16 protein-coding genes and 1 tRNA gene are annotated in these 23,329 nt (G+C 69.8%); 12 read left to right on the forward strand and 5 right to left on the reverse strand.

The window, feature by feature from the left end; genetic code table 11:
- Window positions 1–37: 37 nt before the first annotated feature.
- Window positions 38–110: transfer RNA gene (locus OF819_RS00905), tRNA-Leu, on the reverse strand.
- Between the two features lie 102 nt (window positions 111–212).
- Here OF819_RS00905 and OF819_RS00910 point away from each other — a divergent pair.
- The 6 genes from OF819_RS00910 to OF819_RS00935 all read left to right on the forward strand — a co-directional run bounded on the left by OF819_RS00910 (window position 213) and on the right by OF819_RS00935 (window position 7,000).
- Window positions 213–908: an ANTAR domain-containing response regulator gene (locus OF819_RS00910; protein ID WP_267241308.1), complete on the forward strand. Its 696-nt coding sequence runs from the start codon at window positions 213–215 to the stop codon at window positions 906–908.
- A gap of 425 nt (window positions 909–1,333) precedes the next feature.
- Window positions 1,334–2,494, forward strand: a complete 1,161-nt coding sequence (locus tag OF819_RS00915; RefSeq protein ID WP_267241309.1) for a branched-chain amino acid ABC transporter substrate-binding protein — start codon at window positions 1,334–1,336, stop codon at window positions 2,492–2,494.
- Window positions 2,495–2,752: 258 nt separating this feature from the next.
- On the forward strand, window positions 2,753–3,676 hold the full coding sequence (locus OF819_RS00920) for a branched-chain amino acid ABC transporter permease (protein ID WP_267241310.1): 924 nt from the start codon (window positions 2,753–2,755) through the stop codon (window positions 3,674–3,676).
- Complete coding sequence (locus OF819_RS00925; RefSeq protein WP_416370441.1) at window positions 3,673–5,076, forward strand: branched-chain amino acid ABC transporter permease; 1,404 nt, start codon at window positions 3,673–3,675, stop codon at window positions 5,074–5,076. The genes OF819_RS00920 and OF819_RS00925 overlap by 4 nt, the downstream gene beginning before the upstream one ends.
- A complete protein-coding gene (locus OF819_RS00930) occupies window positions 5,076–6,230 on the forward strand; it encodes an ATP-binding cassette domain-containing protein (protein WP_267241311.1) in 1,155 nt (384 codons plus the stop codon). Before OF819_RS00925 ends, OF819_RS00930 begins: the two co-directional genes overlap by 1 nt.
- Before the next feature lie 80 nt (window positions 6,231–6,310).
- Entirely contained in the window at window positions 6,311–7,000 is a 690-nt protein-coding gene (locus tag OF819_RS00935) for an ABC transporter ATP-binding protein (RefSeq protein WP_267241474.1), read from the forward strand.
- Window positions 7,001–7,234: 234 nt separating this feature from the next.
- On the opposite strand, the gene OF819_RS00940 is transcribed toward OF819_RS00935, so the two are convergent.
- Window positions 7,235–7,708, reverse strand: coding sequence for a PaaI family thioesterase (locus tag OF819_RS00940; protein ID WP_267241312.1), 474 nt, complete (start codon window positions 7,706–7,708; stop codon window positions 7,235–7,237).
- A gap of 71 nt (window positions 7,709–7,779) precedes the next feature.
- Window positions 7,780–10,074: an FdhF/YdeP family oxidoreductase gene (locus tag OF819_RS00945; protein ID WP_267241313.1), complete on the reverse strand. Its 2,295-nt coding sequence runs from the start codon at window positions 10,072–10,074 to the stop codon at window positions 7,780–7,782.
- A gap of 185 nt (window positions 10,075–10,259) precedes the next feature.
- Between OF819_RS00945 and polA the strand changes: the two genes are divergently transcribed.
- The 4 genes from polA to OF819_RS00965 all read left to right on the forward strand — a co-directional run bounded on the left by polA (window position 10,260) and on the right by OF819_RS00965 (window position 16,418).
- Window positions 10,260–12,971 carry a DNA polymerase I gene (polA, locus tag OF819_RS00950; protein ID WP_267241314.1) on the forward strand — a complete coding sequence of 904 codons (2,712 nt, stop codon included), beginning with the start codon at window positions 10,260–10,262 and terminating at the stop codon, window positions 12,969–12,971.
- A gap of 300 nt (window positions 12,972–13,271) precedes the next feature.
- Window positions 13,272–15,176 carry a lytic transglycosylase domain-containing protein gene (locus OF819_RS00955; protein WP_267241315.1) on the forward strand — a complete coding sequence of 635 codons (1,905 nt, stop codon included), beginning with the start codon at window positions 13,272–13,274 and terminating at the stop codon, window positions 15,174–15,176.
- A 136-nt stretch (window positions 15,177–15,312) separates the two neighbouring features.
- Window positions 15,313–15,450, forward strand: a complete 138-nt coding sequence (locus OF819_RS00960) for an SPW_0924 family protein (protein WP_267241316.1) — start codon at window positions 15,313–15,315, stop codon at window positions 15,448–15,450.
- A gap of 14 nt (window positions 15,451–15,464) precedes the next feature.
- Window positions 15,465–16,418: a DUF3068 domain-containing protein gene (locus tag OF819_RS00965; RefSeq protein WP_267241317.1), complete on the forward strand. Its 954-nt coding sequence runs from the start codon at window positions 15,465–15,467 to the stop codon at window positions 16,416–16,418.
- Here OF819_RS00965 and OF819_RS00970 read toward each other — a convergent pair.
- The gene (locus OF819_RS00970) at window positions 16,408–19,446 is read right to left on the reverse strand and encodes an ATP-dependent helicase C-terminal domain-containing protein (protein ID WP_416370442.1); all 3,039 of its coding nucleotides are present in this window, start codon (window positions 19,444–19,446) and stop codon (window positions 16,408–16,410) included. The genes OF819_RS00965 and OF819_RS00970 overlap by 11 nt on opposite strands.
- 11 nt (window positions 19,447–19,457) lie before the next feature.
- On the reverse strand, window positions 19,458–20,264 hold the full coding sequence (locus OF819_RS00975; protein WP_267241476.1) for a class I SAM-dependent methyltransferase: 807 nt from the start codon (window positions 20,262–20,264) through the stop codon (window positions 19,458–19,460).
- Window positions 20,265–20,627: 363 nt separating this feature from the next.
- On the opposite strand from OF819_RS00975, the gene rpsA reads away from it, so the two are divergent.
- A complete protein-coding gene (gene rpsA, locus OF819_RS00980; protein WP_240139094.1) occupies window positions 20,628–22,127 on the forward strand; it encodes a 30S ribosomal protein S1 in 1,500 nt (499 codons plus the stop codon).
- A 223-nt stretch (window positions 22,128–22,350) separates the two neighbouring features.
- Entirely contained in the window at window positions 22,351–23,289 is a 939-nt protein-coding gene (locus OF819_RS00985; RefSeq protein ID WP_267241318.1) for a PAC2 family protein, read from the forward strand.
- Window positions 23,290–23,329: the final 40 nt, after the last annotated feature.

The following is a 23,329-nucleotide window of genomic DNA, read 5'->3' on the forward strand; positions in this document are numbered from 1 at the left end:
CACGCTCTAAAGCGTGACCTTGGAAAGAAAGAGAACGTACCCCGGGTGGGATTCGAACCCACGCTGGATGGTGTTTGAGACCATTGCCTCTACCGCTGGGCTACCGGGGCCCCTTAGAAACGAAGGGAGGCGGTGACCCTTCGTGACCTAACCATACAGGAGCTGGGTAGGCTCATGGGCAGCAGTACCAGCCCCGCACCGAGGAGCCCCGAGTGACCGCCCCCGAGTCGCCCCAGCCCGTCGACGACGACAAGGCGCATATTCCGCCGTTGACGACCCGCGTCGTGATCGCCGAGGACGAGGCCCTCATCCGGCTCGACCTGAAGGAGATGCTTCAGGAGGAGGGGTACGCGGTCGTCGGCGAGGCCGGCGACGGGCAGCGGGCCGTGGAGCTGGCCCGGGAGCACCGCCCCGACCTGGTCATCCTCGATGTGAAGATGCCCGTGCTGGACGGCATCTCGGCCGCGGAGAAGATCGCCGAGGAGGCGATCGCCCCGGTGCTGATGCTGACCGCCTTCTCGCAGCGCGACCTGGTGGAGCGGGCGCGGGACGCCGGAGCGATGGCATACCTCGTCAAGCCGTTCAGCAAGAGCGACGTCGTGCCCGCGATCGAGATGGCGGTGTCCCGGTTCGCCGAGCTGAAGGCTCTGGAGAAGGAGGTCGCGGACCTCTCCCAGCGGCTGGAGACCCGCAAGCTGGTGGACCGGGCGAAGAGCATCCTGCAGACGCAGTACGGGCTGACGGAGCCGGCCGCCTTCCGCTGGATCCAGAAGACGTCGATGGACCGCCGGCTGTCGATGCAGCAGGTCGCCGAGGCGGTCATTGAGGACGCCGAGGAGAAGAAGACGGCGGAGAAGAAGGCGGCAGAGAAGAAGACGGCGGAGAAGAAGACGGTCGACGGACAGTGATTCCGTAGCCCTTCAGCCCTCAGTGCCCTTCGGCACTTCCGGCCCTTCGCGTCTCGACTGCCGGACTCGCCTCCGGCCCCGTGCAACCCAGGAGCCCCCGGTCGCCGACCGGGGGCTTTTCCATGGCCGGCGCACACCCTGTGACATGGCACTTTGGCTGCCGTCGCCCATCGGACCACGGTCGCGCGCAAGTTGTCTGGATCTTGTCGGTCGGGGCCAGGTTGTCCGCTCGCCGGTAAGGGGTGTTCTGTTTCCGGCGCATGACTCAGGTCACAGGGCGATCACACATCAGGCGGCTGTCTATCCGAGCGGCCGAACAGACGATTACATTCCCCGCACACCGCGCGGACAAGCGGTGTCCTGTGAGGAAGTCTCCCAACTTCCCACACACACAAGATCGTTCGGGCGGCTCCAGGGAGTGCGTTGTGCTGAACAAAACCATCGTCAAGCTGGCAATTCCGCTGGCCATGGGCGCGCTGGCGCTGACCGGATGCGGTGGCGGCTCAGGCAGTGACGGCGACACGCTGAAGATCGCTTTCCAGGGCCCGCTTTCCGGTGACAACGTCGCCCTCGGCGAGAACATGCAGAACGGCGTGAAACTGGCCATCGACCAGGCGAACGCCAAGGGCGATCTGGACGTCAAGCTTGAGTACGTCGCGGGCGACGACCAGGGTCTGCCGGACAAGGCGACCGCCGCCGCCCAGAAGCTGATCGACGACCCGGGCATCGTCGCCGTCGTCGGCCCCGCCTTCTCCGGCGCCACCAATACCGCGTCCCCGCTGTACGCGGAGTCCGGGCTGGTCACGGTCTCCCCGTCGGCCACCAACCCGACGCTCACCGACCCCGAGAACAAGTTCACCAGCCTGCTGCGCGGCGTCCCCAACGACAACCAGCAGGGCGCGGCCATGGCGACGTACTTCGCCAAGAAGCTCAACGCCAAGAAGGTTTATCTGCTCGACGACAAGACCGACTACGGCGCGGGCCTGGCCGGTGTCGCCGAGGAAGGCCTGAAGGCCGCCGGCATCGAGATCGTCAAGAAGTCCGTACCCCAGAAGACTCCGGATTACAGCGCGACCGCCAAGGACGTCGTCAACTCCAAGGCCGATGCCCTGATCTACGCCGGCTATTACCAGGACGCTGCGCCGCTCGCCAAGAAGCTCAAGGAAGCGGGCTACAAGGGCGCGGCCATCTCCGGCGACGGCGTCAACGACGCGAAGTTCATCGAGCTGTCCGGTGACGCCTCCGAGAACTGGCTTCTGACCTGCCCGTGCACCGACGCCACCGTCGAGGCAGGCACCAAGGAGTTCTCCGCCGAGTACCAGAAGGCGTTCAACCGGGCGCCCGGCACATACTCCGCCGAGGCCTATGACATCACCAACATGATCATCGAGCAGATCAAGACGATGAAGGGCGATGTGGAGCGCGAGGCGCTGCGCGACGCGCTGGCGAAGGCCTCGTACAAGGGCCTGACGAAGACCTTCTCCTTCGATGAGAACGGTGAGTTCAAGGGCACGGACGTCTACCTGTACCAGGTCAAGGGCGGCAAGATCGCCTACCAGGGCAACGTCAACCAGCTGGTCGGCTAAGGCCGAGGCCGAAGAGGCGCCAGCGGCTGACAGCCGTCGAGCGGGGGTCGGGAGGCAGCAGTGCCCCCGGCCCCCGTCTTCGGCCCATGGCCGGTCAGCCGCTACTGATCCGCAGGTTCCGCGGGTTCCATGAGGGCCATGGGGCCGACACGCTCCACAGGTTCCGCAGATCCCCCGGTCCCGCTTGTTCCGCCGCGGGTCGCCCTCGTCGCCACGAGCACCAGCGACCCGCCCAGCTCCCACAAGGAAGTCTGTTCCATGTCCCTTCAGGAATTCTGGGACTATCTCGTCCTGGGGGTGATGCTCGGCTCGCTGTACGCCGTCATCGCCATCGGCTACACCCTTGTCTACGGCGTTCTCCAGCTCCTCAACTTCGCACACAGCGAGGTCTTCATGCTGGGCGCCTACGGCAGTCTCATCGTCCTCCAGCTCGTCAGCCCGGCGGACAACCCCTCGGCTCTGGCGTCGATCGGATACGTCGCACTGGCGATGGCCGGCTCGGCGCTGTTCGGCGGAGTGACGGCCTACGGCCTGGAAAAGGTCGCATACCGGCCATTGCGCAGACGCGGCGCGCCACGGCTGATCTTCCTGATCACCGCGATCGGCGCCTCGTTCTTCCTCTACAACCTCGCGGGGAAGCTCTTCGGCCGTGACCCGATGACGCTGCCCACGATGTACGACAACCACAATGTGTTCACGATCTTCGGCGCTGGAGTGAACACCACTCAGCTGCTGCAGTTCGCCACGGCCGTGGTGATGATGATCTGCCTCGACCTCCTGGTGAACCGTACGAAGCTCGGCAAGGGCATCCGCGCGGTGGCCCAGGACGCCGAAGTGGCCAGCCTGATGGGCGTGGACATCGACCGGGTGATCTCCCGGACGTTCGTCATCGGCGGCGTCATGGGCGGTGTGGCGGGCTTCCTGTTCGCCAATCTGAACCAGGCGTCGTACACGATGGGCTTCATTCCCGGCATTACCGCCTTCGCCGCGGCTGTGGTCGGCGGCATCGGCAACATCCGCGGTGCGATGGCCGGCGGCATTCTGATCGGCATCGTCGAGACGATGACGGTGCCGCTGCTCGGCGACCAGTGGCGAAGCGTTTCCGCAATGGTGGTCCTGATTCTGGTGCTGATGTTCCGTCCGATGGGCATCCTCGGTGAGCGAGTGGGGAGGGCGGCATGAGCGTGGTGGAGTCCTCCAAGAACACAGGCAAGGACACGGGCAAGGACATGGGCGAGGACATCGCCTTCGCGGCGAGCAGACTGCGTCGTACGGCCTGGTATCAGCAGCCGCGGTTCACCCGGCTGTGGGCGATGGTGGCGCTCGGCGTGCTGCTCGCCCTGGTGACCGGGGAACAGGGCACGACACGGGACATCTTCTTCTCGGTCGAACACTCTCTCACCGGCCTCAACCTGTGGATCTGTCTCGCCGTCACCATCGGCATCTGGGCGTTGCGGGAGTTCGCGGCTGAGCCGATCAAGAGCGGTGTGGCGGCGGCGAAGACGAGTGTGAGCGGCCCGGCGGGGGCGGTGCAGGACCGGCTGCGGGGCGATGCGCGGCTGCGCTGGGGCCTGATCGTCGCCGGTCTGGTGCTGGCGCTGTGGATTCCGTCGACCCTCGCCCGCACCTGGCAGACGGTGCTGGTGGACCAGATCGCGATCTTCGCACTGCTGGCCATCGGCCTCAATGTGGTGATCGGCTGGGCCGGTCTGCTGGACCTCGGCTTCTTCGCCTTCTTCGCCGTCGGCGCATACTCCACGGCGTACTGGACGGGCCGGCTGCCGGTCGAACCCCCGGTCGTGCTGAACAACTTCTGGGTGATCCCGATCGCGGTGGCGACCTGTCTGATCACCGGAGTGCTGCTGGGCGCGCCGACGCTGCGGCTGCGCGGCGACTATCTGGCGATCGTCACCCTCGGCTTCCACGAGATCATCTATCTGGTCGCCAAGAACGCGGACGGACTGACCGGCGGCCCCCAGGGCGCACGGCTCATCCCGGACTTCTCGTTCAACTTCGCCGGGGTCGAGTACAAGTGGTCGATCGATCCGCTGCCGTACTGGTATCTGCTGGTCTTCTTCATCGTCCTGGTGATCGTGCTGTTCTCCCGCCTTGAGCACTCACGGGTGGGACGGGCCTGGACCGCGATCCGGGAGGACGAGATCGCCGCCGCCGCCAACGGCGTGGACACCGTGAAGTTCAAGCTGATGGCCTTTGCGATCGGCGCTTCCACCTCCGGTGTCGCCGGCGTGATCTTCACCAGCAAGTACGGGTACATCAACCCCGAGGTCTTCCCGCTGCTCCAGTCGATTCTGATCCTCGCGTATGTGATCTTCGGCGGGATGGGCTCGATCCCGGGCGTGCTGATGGGCGCGGCCCTGCTGGTATGGCTGCCGGAGGCGCTCAAGGACTATGTGGACCCGGCCGACCGGTATATGTACCTGGGCGCGCTGCTTGTGATCATGATGATTTACCGGCCCCAGGGCATCTGGCCTTCCCGCCGCCGGCAGCGAGAGCTGGCGATGGCGGGGGAGGGCGCCGGCGGCGCAGACTCCGTATCCGAGCCGGCGGGAGGCAAGGCGTGATGACTGCCGAAGTGACGACCGATGCGACCGCGGCGGCTCCTGAACCCGCGGACGGCGCCGACCTGGTGCTGCGGGCCACGGATGTGACGCTGAGGTTCGGCGGCCTGACCTGTCTGGACGCGGTGAACCTGTCGATGCGCCGTGGGGAGATCCTCGCGGTGATCGGCCCCAACGGCGCCGGCAAGACATCGCTGTTCAACTCGCTCACCGGCGCGTACACCCCGCAGGAGGGCCGGATCGTCTTCCTGCCCAGAGACGGCGGGGAGAAGTCCCTGCTGGGCAGCAAGCCGCACATCGTGAACCGGCTCGGCCTGGCGCGTACATTCCAGAACATCCGGCTCTTCTCCGCGCTGACCGCGCTGGAGAATGTCAAGATCGCGGCGGAGACCCGGCAGAAGGCCGGCCCTGTCTCGATCATGCTGGGGCTGCCGAAGGCACGCCGGGCGGAGCGGGAGAGCGACGAACAGGCCCACCGCCTGCTGAAATTCGTCGGCCTGGAGGACAAGCTCAACGAGATCGCCGGCAGCCTCAGCTACGGCGACCAGCGCAGTCTGGAGATCGCACGGGCGCTGGCCACCGACCCTCAGGTGCTGCTGCTCGACGAGCCTGCCGCGGGTACGAACCCGACGGAGAAGCTGGAACTGGAACAGCTGATCCGCCGCATCAACGACGAGCTGGGCGTGAGCGTGCTGCTCATCGAGCACGATATGCGGCTGGTGATGTCGGTGGCGGACCGGGTGATGGTGCTGAACTTCGGCAAGAAGATCGCCGAGGGGACGCCGAGCGAGGTCCAGCAGCATCCCGCGGTGATCGAGGCGTATCTGGGGGCGTCGGCGGAGGACGCGGAGGCGGTACGCAGCGCGATCGCCGAACACGACCATGCGACGCGGGACGCGGAGCCGGACTCCGTGGGCCCGGGCGGCTCCGGGCCGAACCGCCCGGGGGCCGACGCCGTCGAGCCGACCGATTCCGAGACCGGCGACGCAGAGGACTCCGCCCCCGAAGGGCCGGACGACAGCGTGGCGCCGGACGGCGGCGAGGCGTCCGGCGACCGCGAGGCCGGTGCACCCGGCGGTGAGGGCCGGGAAGGCGACCGGGCGAAGGGCGACGCAGCGCGTGACGCGGTGCGCGACAGCAAGGAGAGCGGCGAGTGAGCGCGACGACACAGCTGCGCAAGGACTCCGACGCGGCCGGAGCCCCGGAGCGGGGCGAGACCCTGCTCGAACTGAAGGGCATGCGGGTGTTCTACGGCGCCATCGAGGCGCTGAAGGGCATCGATCTGACCGTCGCCAAGGGTGAGATCGTGGCACTGCTCGGCGGCAACGGCGCGGGCAAGACCACCACGCTCCGCACGGTCTCCGGCATGCTGCAGCCGCGCCACGGTCAGGTACTGCTGCGCGGCGAGCGCATCGACGGCATCAAGTCGCATGAGCTGGTGCGCTTCGGGATCGGCCATGTGCCGGAAGGCCGACGGGTGTTCGCGACGATGTCGGTGCGCGAGAACCTGGAGATGGGCGCGTACAAGTTCTCGTCGGTGGACTCCGCCGACGTCGACCGGGTGTTCACCCTCTTCCCCCGGCTGGCCGAGCGGCGCTCTCAGCTCGCGGGCACGCTCTCGGGCGGTGAGCAGCAGATGCTGGCCATCGGCCGGGCGCTGATGGGCAGGCCGGAACTGCTGCTGCTCGACGAGCCGTCGATGGGCCTCGCCCCGCTGATCGTGAAGCAGATCTTCGAGATCATCCAGGAGATCAACGAGCAGGGCACGACGGTGCTGCTGGTGGAGCAGAACGCTACGCAGGCGCTTGCACTCGCCGACCGCGGCTATGTGCTGGAGACCGGTTCGGTGGCGATGTCCGGCGAGGCAGGCGAGCTGCTCGCCGACAGCCGCATCCGTGCGGCCTACCTCGGGGAGGGCGCGGGCTGACCCGCCGCGCGCGTCGCGCGTGGTGTCTGACGGCGGACGCCCTCTCCGCGTGTGTGCGGAGGGGGCGTCCGTGTGCGGCAGCCCGCTTGGGAATCCCGCTGTCCCGCCCCTTCCCGAAACGGGGGCTCCGCCCCAGACCCCGTCTTGCGGGGGCTCCGCCCCCGGACCCCCGCGCCTCAATCGCCGGCGAGGCTGGATGTGCTGGTCCCGCAGGCGACGCCCCCCCCGCGTACCTCAGGCCGCCGCCGGCCCCCGCGGCGCATCCCGCAGCAGACACGTCAGCCGCGCCGTGCAGACCCTCTTGTCCTCGTCGTCGGTGATGACGATCTCGTACGTGGCCGTCGAGCGCCCCCGGTGCACCGGCGTGGCCACACCGGTGACCTGGCCGGAGCGCACCCCGCGGTGATGCGTGCAGTTGAGGTCGACACCCACGGCGATCTTGGAGATGCCGCCGTGCAGCATCGAGCCCACGGATCCCAGCGTCTCGGCGAGCACGGCGGACGCACCGCCGTGCAGCAGCCCGTACGGCTGGGTGTTGCCCTCGACGGGCATGGTGCCGACGACCCGCTCTGCCGAGGCCTCGAGAACCTGTACGCCCATGCGCGTACCGAGCGTCCCGGCGGAGAACAGCGCGGGCAGGTCGATGCCCAGCGCGGCGTACTCGTCGATGACCTCTTGTGGGAACTTCACGGTGGTGTGCTCGCCCATGGGGACCGGCTCCGATCGTTGTACCGTCCAGAAGGAATATGCCAGTGACGTGCCTGCGCCTGAGCAAACGCTTAGGCGGAGGCTGATTGTTCCAGACGGATCACCACGGACTTGCTGGCGGGGGTGTTGCTGGTGTCCGCCGTGGAATCCAGCGGCACCAGCACGTTCGTCTCCGGATAGTACGCGGCGGCGCACCCGCGCGCCGTCGGGTAGTGCACCACCCGGAAGCCCGGAGCGCGCCGCTCGGCGCCGTCGCGCCATTCGCTGACCAGATCGGCGTACGCCCCGTCGGCCAGCCCCCTTTCCGCCGCGTCTTCGGGGTGGACGAGGACGACTCTGCGGCCGCTCCTGATGCCCCGGTAGCGGTCGTCCAGGCCGTAGACGGTGGTGTTGTACTGGTCGTGCGAGCGCAGCGTCTGGAGCAGCAGCCGCCCTTCGGGAACCCGCGGATACTCAACGGCCGCGGCGGTGAAGTTGGCCTTGCCGGTCGCCGTGGGGAAGCGCCGCTCGTCGCGCGGCGCATGGGGGAGGGTGAAGCCCCCGGGGCGGGCGATCCTGGCGTTGAAGTCCTCAAAGCCGGGCACGACCCGGGAGATCCGGTCCCGGATCACGGCATAGTCCCTCTCGAACTCCTCCCACGGCGTGGCAGAGGAGTCGCCCAGCACGGCGCGCGCCATCCGGGCGACGATGGCCGGCTCGGACAGCAGATGCGGGCTTGCGGGGGTGAGATTGCCCCGGGACGCGTGCACCATCCCCATCGAGTCCTCGACCGTCACGAACTGCCGCCCGGCTGCCTGCACATCCTTGTCGGTGCGCCCCAGCGTCGGCAGGATCAGCGCCCGCGCCCCGGTGACGGCATGCGAGCGGTTCAGCTTGGTCGACACCTGGACGGTCAGCCGGGCTCGCCGCATCGCGGCTTCGGTGACCTCGGTGTCCGGGGTGGCCGCGACGAAGTTGCCGCCCATCGCGAAGAACACCTTCGCCTCGCCGTCACGCAGGGCCCGGATCGACCGTACGACGTCGAGGCCGTGACGCCGCGGCGGAGCGAAGCCGAACTCCTTCTCCAGGGCGTCCAGGAACGCCGGGGCGGGCCGCTCGAAGATGCCCATGGTGCGGTCGCCCTGCACATTCGAGTGTCCGCGGACCGGGCAGACCCCTGCTCCGGGGCGGCCGATCGCCCCGCGCAGCAGCAGGAGGTTGACCACCTCGCGGATGGTCGCCACCGCGTGCTTGTGCTGTGTCAGCCCCATCGCCCAGCAGACGACGGTCCGGCGGGACGCGAGGATCATCTCCAGCGCCCGCTCGATCCCGGAGCGGTCGAGGCCGGTCGCGGCGAGGGTCTCGGCCCAGTCCGCGGACCGGGCGGCCTCCGCGAACGCCTCGAAGCCGTGCGTGTGCTCCTGTACGAAGGCCTCGTCGACGGCTCCCGGCGTTTCGAGGACCAGCTTGTTCAGCATCCGGAACAGGGCCTGGTCGCCGCCGATGCGGATCTGCAGGAAAAGATCGTTGAGCGCGGCGCCCTTGACCAGACCTCGTGCGGTCTGCGGGTTCTTGAACCGTTCCAGGCCCGCCTCGGGCAGCGGATTCACTGAAATGATCTTCGCGCCCGAGGCTTTGGCCTGCTCCAGCGCGGAGAGCATCCGGGGGTGGTTCGTGCCCGGATTCTGCCCCGCGACGATGATCAGATCGGCCTGGTGCAGATCCTCCAGCGACACGCTGCCCTTGCCGACGCCGAGCGTCTCCGTCAGCGCGGAGCCGGACGACTCATGGCACATGTTGGAGCAGTCGGGGAGGTTGTTGGTGCCGAACTCCCGGGCGAAGAGCTGGAGGAGGAACGCCGCCTCGTTGCTGGTGCGGCCCGAGGTGTAGAACAGCGCTTCGTCGGGGGAGTCCAGAGCGTGAAGTTCCTCGGCGATGATCCCGAAGGCCCGCTCCCAGCTCACGGGCTCGTACCGGGCCTCTCCGTCCGGAGTATCGCCCCTCTCCAGCAGCATGGGCTGGGTGATCCGGCCCTGCTGCCCCAGCCAGTACCCGCTGCGGGACGCCAGATCGGCCAGCGGATGGTCCGCGAAGAACGCGGGCGTCACCCGGCGCAGCGTCGCCTCCTCGGCCACCGCCTTCGCGCCGTTCTCGCAGAACTCCGCCACATGGCGTTTGTCGCCCTCCGGCCAGGCGCAGCCCGGGCAGTCGAAGCCGTCCTTCTGGTTGACCTTCAGCAGCGTCTGCGCGGTGCGGCGCACCCCCATCTGCCGCTGGGCGACCCTGAGCGTGTGCCCGATCGCGGGCAGCCCGGCGGCGGCGTGCTGGGGCGCCCCGACCTGCGGCGCGTCCTGGACCGGGTCGCCTGCGGGCGGCTTGCTGGCCATCGTGCTCCCCTTTGAGCGCGGAAACGGTGTCGGTGTGCGGTGCCGGTACGCGGTGCCGGTGTGCGGTGCCGACATGCGCGCCGGTGTGTGTCGTACGTAACCGATCCTGTCACGCACCGCCGACAGCGGCGGCGGCCAGGCTGCCGCGGGCGGGAATGTCAGTGGTCCGTGGCAGGATCGGGGACGTGGCTGAGACAGCATCGAAGAAGACCCCTGACGACAACCGTCCGCGCCTGCTCCTCATGGACGGGCACTCCCTGGCGTACCGGGCGTTCTTCGCGCTGCCCGCGGAGAACTTCACCACCGCGAGCGGCCAGACGACCAACGCCATCTACGGCTTCGCGTCGATGCTGGCGAACACGCTGCGCGACGAAGCGCCCACGCATTTCGCCGTGGCCTTCGACGTGTCCCGCAAGACCTGGCGTTCGCAGGACTTCCCGGAGTACAAGGCGAACCGCTCCTCGACGCCCGACGAGTTCAAGGGCCAGGTCGAGCTGATCGGCGAGCTGCTCGACACCATGAACGCGGTGCGGTTCGCGGTGGAGGGCTTCGAGGCGGACGACGTCATCGCCACCCTCGCCACCCAGGCGGAGGCCGCCGGCTTCGAGGTCCTGATCGTCACCGGCGACCGGGACTCCTTCCAGCTGGTCTCCGACCATGTGACCGTGCTGTATCCCACCAAGGGCGTCTCCGAGCTGACCCGCTTCACCCCGGAGAAGGTCAAGGAGAAGTACGGGCTGACCCCCTCGCAGTATCCGGACTTCGCCGCCCTGCGCGGCGACCCGTCCGACAATCTGCCCGGCATTCCGGGCGTCGGCGAGAAGACGGCCACCAAGTGGATCAACCAGTTCGGCTCGTTCGCGGAGCTCGTCGAGCGCGCTGACGAGGTCAAGGGCAAGGTCGGCCAGGCGCTGCGCGATCACCTGGAGTCCGTCAAGCTGAACCGCCACCTCACAGAGCTGGTGCGCGATGTGGAGCTGCCCAAGGCGGTCGCCGACCTGGAGCGCGCCCCGTACGACAGGGCGGCGCTCAAGGGCTTCCTTGAGATCCTCGAGATCCGCAACCCGAGCCTGCGGGAGCGGCTGCTCGCCGTCGACCCGGGCGCCGAGGAGGCCGAGCCGCCGGCCCCCGAGGCCGGCGTCGAGATCGACGGCAGCGTCCTGGGCGCGGGCGAGCTGGCCGGCTGGCTGGAGCAGCACGGCAGGCAGCCGCTCGGCGTGGCCACGGTCTCTGCCTGGGCGCTGGGCGTCGGCAGCGTCAGCGAGATCGCGCTGGCGGCAGCGGACAATACGGCGGCCTGGTTCGACACGACCCAGCTTGACGAGGCCGACGAGCGGGCCTTCGCCGCCTGGCTCGCCGACCCGGACCGCCCCAAGGTGCTGCACAGTGCCAAGGAGGCCCTGCGGGTCTTCCCCGAGCACGGCTGGGACATCGCGGGCATTGCCATGGACACAGCGCTGGCCGCCTATCTGGTCAAGCCCGGCCGGCGGTCCTTCGCGCTGGACGCGCTGTCCGTGGAGTATCTCCACCGTGAGCTCGCCCCGGCCGCCGCCGAGGGCCAGCTGGCTTTCGGCGCCGACGAGCAGGCCGAGGCAGATGCCCTGATGGCGCAGGCCCGCGCCGTCCTCGATCTGGGCGAGGCGTTCGGCGAGCGGCTCAAGGAGGTCGGCGCCGCCGAGCTGCTGCACGATGTGGAGCTGCCCGTCTCCGCCCTGCTGGCCCGCATGGAGCGGCACGGCATCTCCGCGGACCGCGCCCATCTGGAGGCGATGGAGCAGCAGTTCGCCGGCGCCGTGCAGCAGGCGGTGAAGGAGGCGCACGCCTCGGTGGGCCATGAGTTCAACCTCGGCTCGCCCAAGCAGCTCCAGGAGGTGTTCTTCGGCGAGCTGAACCTCCCCAAGACGAAGAAGACCAAGACCGGCTATACGACAGACGCGGACGCGCTGGCCTGGCTGGCCGCGCAGACCGAGCACGAACTGCCGGTGATCATGCTGCGCCACCGTGAGCAGGCGCGGCTGCGCTCCACCGTCGAGGGGCTGATCAAGACGATCGCCCCGGACGGCCGGATTCACACCACTTTCAGCCAGACCGTCGCGGCGACGGGCCGGCTGTCCTCCACCGACCCGAATCTGCAGAACGTACCGGTGCGCACGGACGAGGGCCGCGCCATCCGCCGCGGCTTCGTCGTCGGGGAGGGCTTCGAATCCCTGATGACCGCCGACTACAGCCAGATCGAGCTGCGGGTGATGGCCCATCTGTCGGAGGACGAGGGCCTGATCGAGGCGTTCACCTCCGGGGAAGACCTGCACACCACCGTCGCGTCCCAGGTCTTCGGGGTCGGACAGTCCGCCGTCGACGCCGAGATGCGCCGCAAGATCAAGGCGATGTCGTACGGACTGGCCTACGGTCTGTCGGCGTTCGGACTGTCCCAGCAGCTGAACATCGAGGCGGCCGAGGCCCGGGCGCTGATGGACACCTACTTCGAGCGCTTCGGCGGGGTCCGCGACTATCTGCGGCGCGTTGTGGACGAGGCGAGGTCCACCGGCTACACGGCGACGATGCTGGGCCGCCGCCGCTATCTCCCGGACCTCAACAGCGACAACAGACAGCGCCGGGAGGCCGCCGAGCGGATGGCGCTCAACGCCCCGATCCAGGGCACGGCCGCGGATATCGTCAAAATGGCGATGCTGAGGGTGGACGGCGCACTGCGCGAGGCGCGGCTTCAGTCCCGGCTCCTGCTTCAGGTCCACGACGAAATCGTGCTGGAGATCTCCCCGGGCGAGCGTGAACAGGTCGAGGCCCTGGTCCGCCGGGAGATGTCCTCGGCTGTCTCGCTGCGCGCACCGCTGGACGTATCGGTAGGCGTCGGCCCGGACTGGGAGTCCGCGGCTCACTGATCCGGTCGAGGGCGCCGTCCCGTCAGGAGGCCGACCGCCGGCGTGGCGGCCGCCAGGGCCCCTTGACGGGGCATGGTCGGGGCCCCTCAGGGCCCGGCGAAATTGACCGATATGATCGGCGATGCGCAACGGCGCTCAAAATGCGTCAGGTTCCATCCCTGGGTAGGGGGGAAGTCCGCAGATGGCGAATTGGTGAAAACCGGTCAGGGGCCGGTGTGCCGTGGTGTGAGTTGTCGTAGGGTCGCGGGAGAGCTCGCGGTGGGGAGCGCGATACGCGCCGACGGGGAGGGAAACGACGTTATGGCACCGCTGTTCGGCCGCCGTATGCGCAAGGGGGCGACGACGACCGCCGTGGCCGCGGCCGCCGTGGCGGCGCTCTCCGCTTCGCAGGCGCCCTCGGTGACGCCCGCTCCGTCGGGCGGCAGCCAGGAGGCGGCCGACGCCGACGTGCCGCCCGGCACACCCGTCTCCGGCAACTCCCCGTACTACACGGATCTGCCGCCGCTGAAGACTACGGGCCAGCCGGTTGATCCGTCCGGTGACCTCCCCGCCGCGGGGGAGACGGAAGCGGGCATACCGGCCACCGTCCTCGCCGCGTACAAGCAGGCCGAACAGACCATCGCGGCTTCCGACCCCGGCTGCCACGTGCCCTGGCAACTGCTCGCCGCCATCGGCAAGGTGGAGTCGGGGCAGGCGCGCGGCGGCAAGGTGGACGCCGAGGGCACCACCTTCTCCCCGATCCTCGGCCCCGTGCTCAACGGCGTCGGCTTCGCCAATATCTCCGACACGGACAACGGCGCATACGACGGCGACACCACCCACGACCGCGCCGTCGGGCCGATGCAGTTCATCCCGTCCACCTGGGAGATATGGGGCCAGGACGCCAACGGCGACGGCCGCAAGGACCCCAACAACATCTACGACGCCGCACTCGCCGCCGGCCGCTATCTGTGCGCGGGCGACCGCGATCTGTCCGACAAGGAAGACCTCGACAAGGCCATCCTCGGCTACAACCACTCCCGGGCGTATCTGCGTACGGTGCTGTCCTGGTTCGAGTACTACAAGCGCGGCACGCACGAGGTCCCGGACGGCACGGGCGTGCTGCCCGTCGAGGACAAGCCCGACAGCGGCCCTGTCACCCCGCCGACGCCCGTCCGCACTCCCACGCCGACTCCTCCTTCCCCTCCGGCGCCCAAGCCCAAGCCAGACCCGGCGGAGTCCGGCGGCACGCCCAGCCCCAAGCCCACACCGGAGCCGAAGCCGACCCCCAAGCCGACCCCCAAGCCGACTCCGCCCGTCACCCCCGAGGTGAAACCCTCGCCCAAGCCGACCCCGCCCCCCACCCCCACCCCGACTCCGGCCCCGGTCGCCCGGATCGAGGACGCGGGCACCGGCGAGCTCACGGCCATGGCAGGCCGTGCCTTCGCGGCGCAGCCCACGGTGAGGGTGAAGGACACCGGCGGCAGGACCGTGGCGGGCCATCCCGTGCGGTTCGAAATCGTCGGCGACACCGACGCCCGCTTCGCCGGAGGTGAGAACAAGGTCACCGTCAGCACGCGAGCCGACGGCACGGCCGTCGCACCCGTGATCGAGGCCGGCGAGCAGACCGGGACCTTCACCGTACGGGCGATCGCCGCGAACAAGGCCGCGCCCGCGGTCTTCGCCGATCTCATCGCCACCGTGACGCCCCGAGCCGCCGACGCCCTCGCCCGCACCGGCGACACGCCGCTCACAGCCGCCCCAGGAGGCGAGTTCGCGGATCGCATCGAGGTCAGGGCCACCTATCAGGGCGAGCTCGCGGCAGGCGTGGCGGTGAAGGCCGCCGTGCTCACACCGGCCGAGGAAGAGCCCGCCAAGGGCCAGACGCCCGAGGAGCCCGCCGAGCACAAGGCCGACGAGCCGGCCGGGGACCAGGCCGGGGACCGGGCCCGTGAGCCGTCCGGGACTCCGGGCGGCGGCGACGAGGCTGCCGACCGGCCTGCCGTGAGCGAGAAGGGCCCGTACTTCAAGGACGCGGAGGGCAAGCCCGTGCGCACGCTCACGGAGCTGACCACCGACGCTGACGGCCTCCTCACCCTCCCGAAGCTCTTCGCGGACGACACCACGGGAACGTTCCTGCTCCGTCTGACCGCCGAAGGGGGCGCGACCGTGACGATCGAGCTGACGGTCGCGACGCCGCCGCCGGCGGACGGCGACACGGCCTGATCCCGGGAAACCGCCCCCTCACCCCTCTGTCCCCCAGGACGGAGGGGTGTTCTCATCTCACAGCGTCATTGCTACGGTGCTCCGACCTGACGCAGCATCAGATCAGCTGTGTCCCGAGCTCCACGGGAGGCCGAGCATGCGCGCCCTCGCCGCCGCAGCCGTGGGGCTTCTCGCCGCGCTCGCCCTCGTCCTCACCGTCTCCGCGATCGGCCAGCCGCCGGGCGAGACCTCGCCCAAGCCGCTGCTGACCACCGTCCCCGGTCCCAAGAAATAGCGGGAGGCAAGGTCATGCGCCGTCGAGCGAGCCTCGTACTCCTCGCCCTCGCCGTCTTCTTCGCCGCGCTCTCGCCCCTTCTGCGCTGGTACGCCTTTCCGCGGCTGGTGAAGATCCCGCCCGGCCAGTACCAGGAGATGGTGCTCGAAGCCAAGCCCGCGACCCTGCTTGACTACGGCACCCTGCAGGCAGAGGAGGTGGAGAAGGTCACCATCGTGCAGACCCTCAAGGGCAACGTGGAGGAGTCCGAGAGGATCGAGCGGAGCGTCGGCCGTGACGTCGTCGTCTGGGACTGCCTCTCCTATATCGAAGGCCCTGACGGCGCGATGGTCTCCCAGATCCCCGAGCGCTACGTTTTCGACGCCCACAGCCAGGCGCCGGTCCACGCCACGGGGGAGTCGGTGGACGGGGAGGCCGTACGGCGCGAGGGCATCGAGTTCAAATGGCCGTTCCTCACCGAGAAACGCGACTACGAGTACTTCGACGCCCAGACCCGGACCTCCGCGCCCATCCACTACAAGGGGACCCGGACGTTCCGAGGGCTTGAGGTCTACTACTTCGAACAGACCATCCCATGGACGAAGGTGCCGTACCCGAAGAAAATGCCCATCCCCGGGATCGACGCCACGACCCTGGAACAGCAGACCGGGACGACCCGCTGGTACACCACCAAGCGGATGTTCTGGGTGGAACCGGTCACCGGCGCGCCCGTCAACGGCGAGGAGATCCACCAGGAGGAGCTCCGCGGAGGCACCCTGCTGGGCGGCCGGGACAAGGTGACCGCCTTCGCCGGACATGTGAAGATGCGGCCCGACTATGTGGACCACACCGTCGAACTGGTTGCCTCCCAGCGGCGGCTGGTGCTGCTGATGACGTCCCATCTGCCGTGGGGTTTCCTGACGCTCGGCGGAGCGCTGCTGACCCTGGCGCTGGTCCTGGAGGCGCGCAGCCGCCGCGTCAGCGTGTGACGCCCGGGCCGCGGGCCTGACGGGCCTTCGTATGACGCGTCGGCGCCGCGGTCGAAGGGTCCTCGGGCCACGGGTGCTTGGGGTATCGGCCGCGCAGTTCCGCCCGCACCGCCCGGTAGCCGTCCTTCCAGAAGGACCCCAGATCCGCGGTGACCGCGGCGGGCCGTCCCGCGGGCGACAGCAGATGCGCCAGCACCGGCACGCCCGCGACCACGGGAGTCTCGGCGAGCCCGAACATCTCCTGGAGCTTCACCGCAAGCACCGGCTGCTCCCCGCCGTACTCCACCCTGATCCTGGAACCGCTCGGCACCTCGATCCGCTCCGGCGCGAGCTCGTCCAGCCGGGCCGCGTCGCCCGACGCCCACGGCATCAGCCGGGTGAGCGCCTGGGCCGCGTCGAGCCGCCCGAGGTCCGCCCTGCGGCGGGCGCGGGACAACTCCGGCTCCAGCCAGTCCCCGGCGCGGTCCAGCAACGCCTCGTCCCCCACATCGGGCCATGGTCCGCCCACTGCCCGGTGCAGAAACGCCAGCCGCTCGCGCAGGGTCCGCGCCTCCCGTGTCCAGCGCAGCAGGCCCGGACCTTCGCGGCGCAGCCCCTCAAGCAGCGCGTCGCGTACGAGGGCGGGGTCCGGATCCCGCAGTCCGCGGCCCGACAGCTCGATCGCGCCGAGCCGCCGTACGTCCCGGGCCATGACGTCCCCGTCCTGCCAGTGGACCTCTTCGCCCTCGGTCAGCAGATGCGCTGCGGCCGTTCGAGCGGTGTCCTCGTCGATCACGGCCGCGAGCCGCACGCGCGCGGAGGCGGCCGCCCCGGACCGGTCCGCCACGGCGATGGCCAGCCATCCGGCGTCCCGCAGGCCCGACCCGTCGGCGGTCTCCGCGGCTGTGCCCGAGGCCATGAGGAAGGCCCCCTGGCCGCGGGTTCTGGCGACGCGCTCGGGGAAGGCGAGGGCGGTGACGAGTCCGGCGACGGCGTCGTCGGTGTGCGGGGGGCGGGTTCTTCCCCCACCCCGCCCCTTCCCGAAACTGGGGGCTTCGCCCCCAGACCCCCCTCCGGGGGAAGGGGGATGCGGGGCTGACGCCCCGCTTCCCGAACGCGGCAGCTTCGCGCCGCGAAGTGGGGCCTCCACGCCGCCTGGCCGTGACGGCTTTGTGCCGGGAGGAGCGGTCTTCGCTTTGTCCGGGTGCGGTGGCTTCGCGGCGCGAGGGGCGGTCTCTGTGCTGTCTGGGTGTGGCGGGTTTGTGCTGTGGGGCGCGGTGTCTGTGTTGTCTGGGTGCGGCAGGTTCGCAGCGCGAGGGGCGGTCCCTGCGCAGTCCGGGTGCGGCGGGTTTGTGCCGTGGGGCGCGGTCCCTGCGCCGTCTGGGTGCGGCGGGTTTGCGCCGCGAGGTGTGGTCCCCGCGCCGTCCGGCCGTGGCGGGTTCGCGCCGGGCGGTGTGCCTGCCGTGCCGTTCGGGGACAGCGCACCGGGTTCCGTGCCGGGCGGTGTGGTCGCCCGGGCAGCCGCTGTGCCGGGGGCGGGCGCTCGGGGGGCCGAAGGGGACAGGGCTGCCGACAGGCGTGATGTCTCCGTTCGCCAGCGGGTCGCATAGGCGTCGCCGCCGCGCCGGGCCGTTCGCCAGGCGGAGGACAGGTCGTCGCCGTACTCCCGTGGCGGCTCCTCGCTCAGCAGGGCGACAACCTCAGCCGCGCGCCGGGCCCCCACCTCAGGGGCGGCGTCCAGCAGGGCGCGGGCCAGTCGGGGGTGGACGCCCAGGCGGGACATGCGGGTGCCGCGCTCGGTCACTCGGCCCGTGTGGTCGACCGCGCCGATCGCCGCAAGCACCGAGCGCGCGGCTGCCATCGCCCCCGAAGGGGGCGCGTCGAGGAGCGCGAGACCGGCCGCCGAGGGGTCGCCCCAGCAGGCGGCCTGGAGCGCGAAGGCCGTCAAGTCGGCCACCTTGATCTCGGGGGAGGGGAACGCCGTCAGCCGGGCGTCCTCCGCCTGGGACCAGCAGCGGTACACCGTGCCCGGGCCCTCGCGGCCAGCGCGCCCGGCGCGCTGGCGGGCAGCGGCCCGCGACACCCGTACCGTCGTCAGCGCGCTCAGCCCGCGTGCGTGATCCATCCGCGGCTCACGCGCCAGACCGGCGTCGACCACTGCCCGCACCCCCGGCACGGTCAGCGACGACTCGGCGACCGAGGTGGCCAGCACGACCCGGCGACGCCCCGCGGAGCCCGCCAGGACCGCGTCCTGCACGGCGGCGGGAGCACGCCCGTGGACCTGAAGGACCTCCACGTCCAGATCGGCCAGTCGCCCGGCCACGCGAGCGATCTCGCCCACCCCCGGGAGGAAGCAGAGCACGTCGCCGTCCCGCTCGTGCAGCGCCCTGCGCACCGCGGACGCCGTATGCGCCAGCAGCGCCGGATCCACCCACATCCCGTGCGGCGGCCGCACCGGGCGCGCCGGAGGCGCCCACACCTCCTCCACGGGATGCGAGACGCCCGTCGCCTCGACCACGGGCGCACCACCCAGCAGGCGCGCCCAGCCCGCCGTATCCGTGGTCGCCGACGCCGCCACCAGCTTCAGCTCCGGCCGCAGCGCCGCCCGCACGTCAAGGACGAACGCCGCGGCCGTATCCGCGTCCAGATGCCGTTCATGGCACTCGTCAAGGATCACCACGTCGACCCCGGCGAGCTCCTGATCCCGCTGCAGCCGCTGCACCAGCACACCCGTGGTGACCACCTCGACCGCGGTGCGGTCCGACACGGCCCGTTCTCCGCGCACCGTGAAGCCGACCGTCTCGCCTGGCTGCTCGCCGAGCAGCCAGGCCATCCGCCGGGCGGCCGCGCGCGCCGCGATGCGCCGGGGTTCGGCGACCACCACACGGGCTCCACGCTGCGCCAGGGCGAGCGGCACCAGCGTCGTCTTGCCGGTCCCGGGAGGCGCGCACAGCACCGCCGCCCCGTGCTCGTCCAGGGCCCGCTCCAGGGCGGGCAGAGCGGTGCGCACGGGGAGCCGGCCCAGCGCGCCCTCGCGTATCGCGCCCACTCGCCTCACGGTCACTCGTCCCGTACGCAGACGAAAACGGCCGTCCCGGGGATCAGGTTTCCGCGCAGCGGGGACCAGCCGCCCCACTCCTGGCTGTTCCAGGCGGGCCACTCCGGCTCGACCAGGTCGATCAGCCGGAAGCCCCCGGCCACCACGTCCCGCACCCGGTCGCCGATCGTCCGGTGGTGCTCCACGTACACGGCGCGCCCCCGTTCGTCCTGCTCCACGTAGGGGGTGCGGTCGAAGTACGAACCCGACACACTCAGCCCCTCGGGCCCCGGCTCGTCGGGGAACGCCCAGCGGATCGGGTGGGTGACCGAGAAGACCCACCGTCCCTCGGGCCGCAGCACGCGCCGGACCTCCCGGAACACCTTCACGGGGTCCGCCACGAAGGGCACCGCCCCGTACGCCGAGCAGGCCAGATCGAAGGACTCGTCCCGGAAGGGGAGGGCCCCCGCGTCCGCCTCGACCAGAGGAATGCCGCCGCCGATCCGCAGCGCGTGCTGGAGCTGCCGGTGGGAGAGGTCGAGCGCCACGGGGCGCGCCCCCTGGGCGGCCAGCCAGCGTGAGCACTGTGCCGCGCCCGCGCCGATCTCAAGGACGTCCGCGCCCTTGAGGAAGGACACCGGGCCCAGCAGTCCCGCCTCCGCCTCGTCCAGCCCCTCCGGCCCCCACACGAAGCGGTCGTCCCCCAGGAACGCGCCGTGCTCGGTCTGGTACTCGTCTGCGTTGCGGTCCCACCAGCCCCTGCTGGCCCGACTGCTCTCCGCGTCCCCCGCGCTACGGCGCGTCGCTTCTGGCTCGAAATCTTGGATCATCGTCACCGTCGTTGTACTTTGCGTTCGGCACGCCGGTCATCCCTCAGCAGTGCAGTCGGTCCGCCATAGTGGCCTCGGCAAACACAAGTTGTGCCGGGTTTGCGGCATTCCGCCCCCGGTGTGCGCCTTCGCGCATTGACCGTGTCCGGCTGCCCCCGTATGCTACAAGTTGCGCTGCGGGCCTGCGCGCCTCAGACGGAGCAGGCCGCGCTCGCATCTGTATGTATGTCCCCTCGGTTCACGAGGCGCTGCCAGAAAGCTGGGGTGGCGCTTCCTAGGCTGTCCGGCTTCTGCAGCTGCGATACGGGCTCTCGGCGTAGCAGTACCTACGACTTCAATGTCCGTACCGGAGCCCTTTCCCACATGACGAGCAGCACCGAGACCACCGCCACCACCCCGCAGGTAGCGGTCAACGACATCGGTAACGAGGAAGCCTTCCTCGCCGCGATCGACGAGACGATCAAGTACTTCAACGACGGCGACATCGTCGACGGCGTCATCGTGAAGGTCGACCGGGACGAGGTCCTGCTCGACATCGGTTACAAGACCGAAGGTGTCATCCCGAGCCGCGAGCTCTCGATCAAGCACGACGTCGACCCGAACGAGGTCGTCAAGGTCGGCGACGAGATCGAGGCGCTTGTCCTCCAGAAGGAGGACAAGGAAGGCCGCCTGATCCTCTCGAAGAAGCGCGCCCAGTACGAGCGTGCCTGGGGCACCATCGAGAAGATCAAGGAAGAGGACGGCATCGTCACCGGTACCGTCATCGAGGTCGTCAAGGGCGGTCTCATCCTCGACATCGGCCTGCGCGGCTTCCTGCCGGCCTCCCTCGTTGAGATGCGCCGCGTCCGCGACCTCCAGCCGTACGTCGGCAAGGAGCTCGAGGCCAAGATCATCGAGCTGGACAAGAACCGCAACAATGTGGTCCTGTCCCGCCGTGCCTGGCTGGAGCAGACCCAGTCCGAGGTCCGCCAGACCTTCCTCACCACCCTCCAGAAGGGTCAGGTCCGTTCCGGCGTCGTCTCCTCGATCGTCAACTTCGGCGCCTTCGTGGACCTCGGCGGCGTCGACGGTCTGGTCCACGTCTCCGAGCTGTCCTGGAAGCACATCGACCACCCGTCCGAGGTCGTCGAGGTGGGCCAGGAGGTCACGGTCGAGGTCCTCGACGTCGACATGGACCGCGAGCGTGTCTCCCTGTCGCTGAAGGCGACCCAGGAAGACCCGTGGCAGCAGTTCGCCCGCACCCACCAGATCGGTCAGGTCGTCCCGGGCAAGGTCACCAAGCTGGTTCCGTTCGGTGCGTTCGTCCGTGTGGACGAGGGCATCGAGGGTCTGGTCCACATCTCCGAGCTGGCCGAGCGCCACGTGGAGATCCCGGAGCAGGTCGTCCAGGTCAACGACGAGATCTTCGTCAAGGTCATCGACATCGACCTGGAGCGTCGCCGGATCTCGCTGTCCCTCAAGCAGGCCAACGAGTCCTTCGGCGCCGACCCGGCCTCGGTCGAGTTCGACCCGACCCTGTACGGCATGGCCGCGTCCTACGACGACCAGGGCAACTACATCTACCCCGAGGGCTTCGACCCGGAGACCAACGACTGGCTGCCGGGCTACGAGAAGCAGCGCGAGGAGTGGGAGGCCCAGTACGCCGAGGCGCACCAGCGCTTCGAGCAGCACCAGGCCCAGGTCATCAAGTCCCGCGAGGCCGACGAGGCCGCTGCCGCCGAGGGTGCTGCCCCCCAGGCCGGCGGTGCCCCGGCTGCTTCCGGCGGCTCCTACTCCTCGGAGTCGGACGACAACTCCGGCGCCCTGGCGTCGGACGAGGCCCTGGCCGCCCTGCGCGAGAAGCTGGCCGGCGGCCAGAGCTGAGGCTCTGCCCCGGCGGGTGATCCGCTGAAGGTCTGACTGTAAGGCCCGCTCCCCAATGGGGAGCGGGCCTTACACATGCCCGCATTGGCCCGAATCAGCCAGCGTTCCTCCGCTTCCACCCGTATTCTTCTTGATCGAAAAATAAGCGCGGCGTCGGTGCAGCAGGGAATGCCCCCGCCGTACCGCGCGTTCTTCCCTACGAACACGAGGAGGAGCGGTAATCGTGCTGGATCCGCAGGGATTGTACGAATGGGAGCCGAAGGGCCTCGCGGTCGTCGACATGGCGCTCGCGCAGGAGTCCGCCGGCCTGGTCATGCTGTACCACTTCGACGGATACATCGACGCGGGGGAGACCGGTGAGCAGATCGTCGACAACCTGCTGGGCACGCTGCCGCACCAAGTCGTGGCCCGTTTCGACCACGACAGGCTGGTGGACTACCGGGCACGCCGCCCGCTGCTGACCTTCCGGCGCGACCGCTGGAGCGGATACGAGGTCCCGGCCATCGAGGTCCGGCTCGTCCAGGACACCACGGGCGCGCCGTTCCTGCTGCTGTCCGGGCCCGAGCCGGACGTGGAATGGGAGCGCTTCGCCGCAGCCGTGGCGCAGATCGTCGAGCGCCTCGGAGTCCGGCTCTCCGTCAACTTCCACGGCATCCCGATGGGCGTCCCGCACACCCGTCCCGTCGGCCTCACCCCGCACGGCAACCGCATCGATCTGATGCCGGGTCATCGCAGCCCCTTCGACGAGGCGCAGGTTCCCGGCAGCGCGGAGGCCCTGGTCGAGTACCGCCTGATGGAAGCCGGCCATGACGTCCTGGGCGTCGCCGCCCATGTGCCGCACTATGTGGCGCGCTCCTCCTACCCGGACGCCGCGCTCACCGCCCTTGAGGCGATCACCGCCGCCACGGGCCTGGTCCTGCCAGGGGTCGCGCACTCGCTGCGCACCGAGGCGCACCGCACCCAGACCGAGATCGAGCGGCAGATCGGCGAGGGCGACGAGGAACTGGTGTCACTCGTGCGGGGGCTTGAGCATCAGTACGACGCGATGGCGGGCGCCGAGACCCGGGGCAGCCTGGTGGCTGAGCCAGTGGACCTGCCGTCCGCCGACGAGATCGGCATGGAGTTCGAGCGCTTTCTGGCGGAGCGCGAGGGAGACGCCTGACGCCGGGCCCGCCTGACCGGGACGCCGGGCGCCTGACCGG

It is taken from the genome of Streptomyces sp. PR69, assembly GCF_026420845.1.
GTDB lineage: Bacteria > Actinomycetota > Actinomycetes > Streptomycetales > Streptomycetaceae > Streptomyces.

Bases quoted from the DNA above. Each gene is read 5' to 3' on its own strand.
- OF819_RS00920 (WP_267241310.1), top strand. From the start codon at position 2,753: ATGTCCCTTCAGGAATTCTGGGACTATCTCGTCCTGGGGGTGATGCTC.
- OF819_RS00925 (WP_416370441.1), top strand. From the start codon at position 3,673: ATGAGCGTGGTGGAGTCCTCCAAGAACACAGGCAAGGACACGGGCAAG.
- OF819_RS00930 (WP_267241311.1), top strand. From the start codon at position 5,076: ATGACTGCCGAAGTGACGACCGATGCGACCGCGGCGGCTCCTGAACCC.
- OF819_RS00935 (WP_267241474.1), top strand. From the start codon at position 6,311: ATGCGGGTGTTCTACGGCGCCATCGAGGCGCTGAAGGGCATCGATCTG.
- OF819_RS00940 (WP_267241312.1), bottom strand. From the start codon at position 7,708: ATGGGCGAGCACACCACCGTGAAGTTCCCACAAGAGGTCATCGACGAG.
- OF819_RS00945 (WP_267241313.1), bottom strand. From the start codon at position 10,074: ATGGCCAGCAAGCCGCCCGCAGGCGACCCGGTCCAGGACGCGCCGCAG.
- OF819_RS00955 (WP_267241315.1), top strand. From the start codon at position 13,272: ATGGCACCGCTGTTCGGCCGCCGTATGCGCAAGGGGGCGACGACGACC.
- OF819_RS00960 (WP_267241316.1), top strand. From the start codon at position 15,313: ATGCGCGCCCTCGCCGCCGCAGCCGTGGGGCTTCTCGCCGCGCTCGCC.
- OF819_RS00965 (WP_267241317.1), top strand. From the start codon at position 15,465: ATGCGCCGTCGAGCGAGCCTCGTACTCCTCGCCCTCGCCGTCTTCTTC.
- OF819_RS00975 (WP_267241476.1), bottom strand. From the start codon at position 20,264: ATGATCCAAGATTTCGAGCCAGAAGCGACGCGCCGTAGCGCGGGGGAC.
- rpsA (WP_240139094.1), top strand. From the start codon at position 20,628: ATGACGAGCAGCACCGAGACCACCGCCACCACCCCGCAGGTAGCGGTC.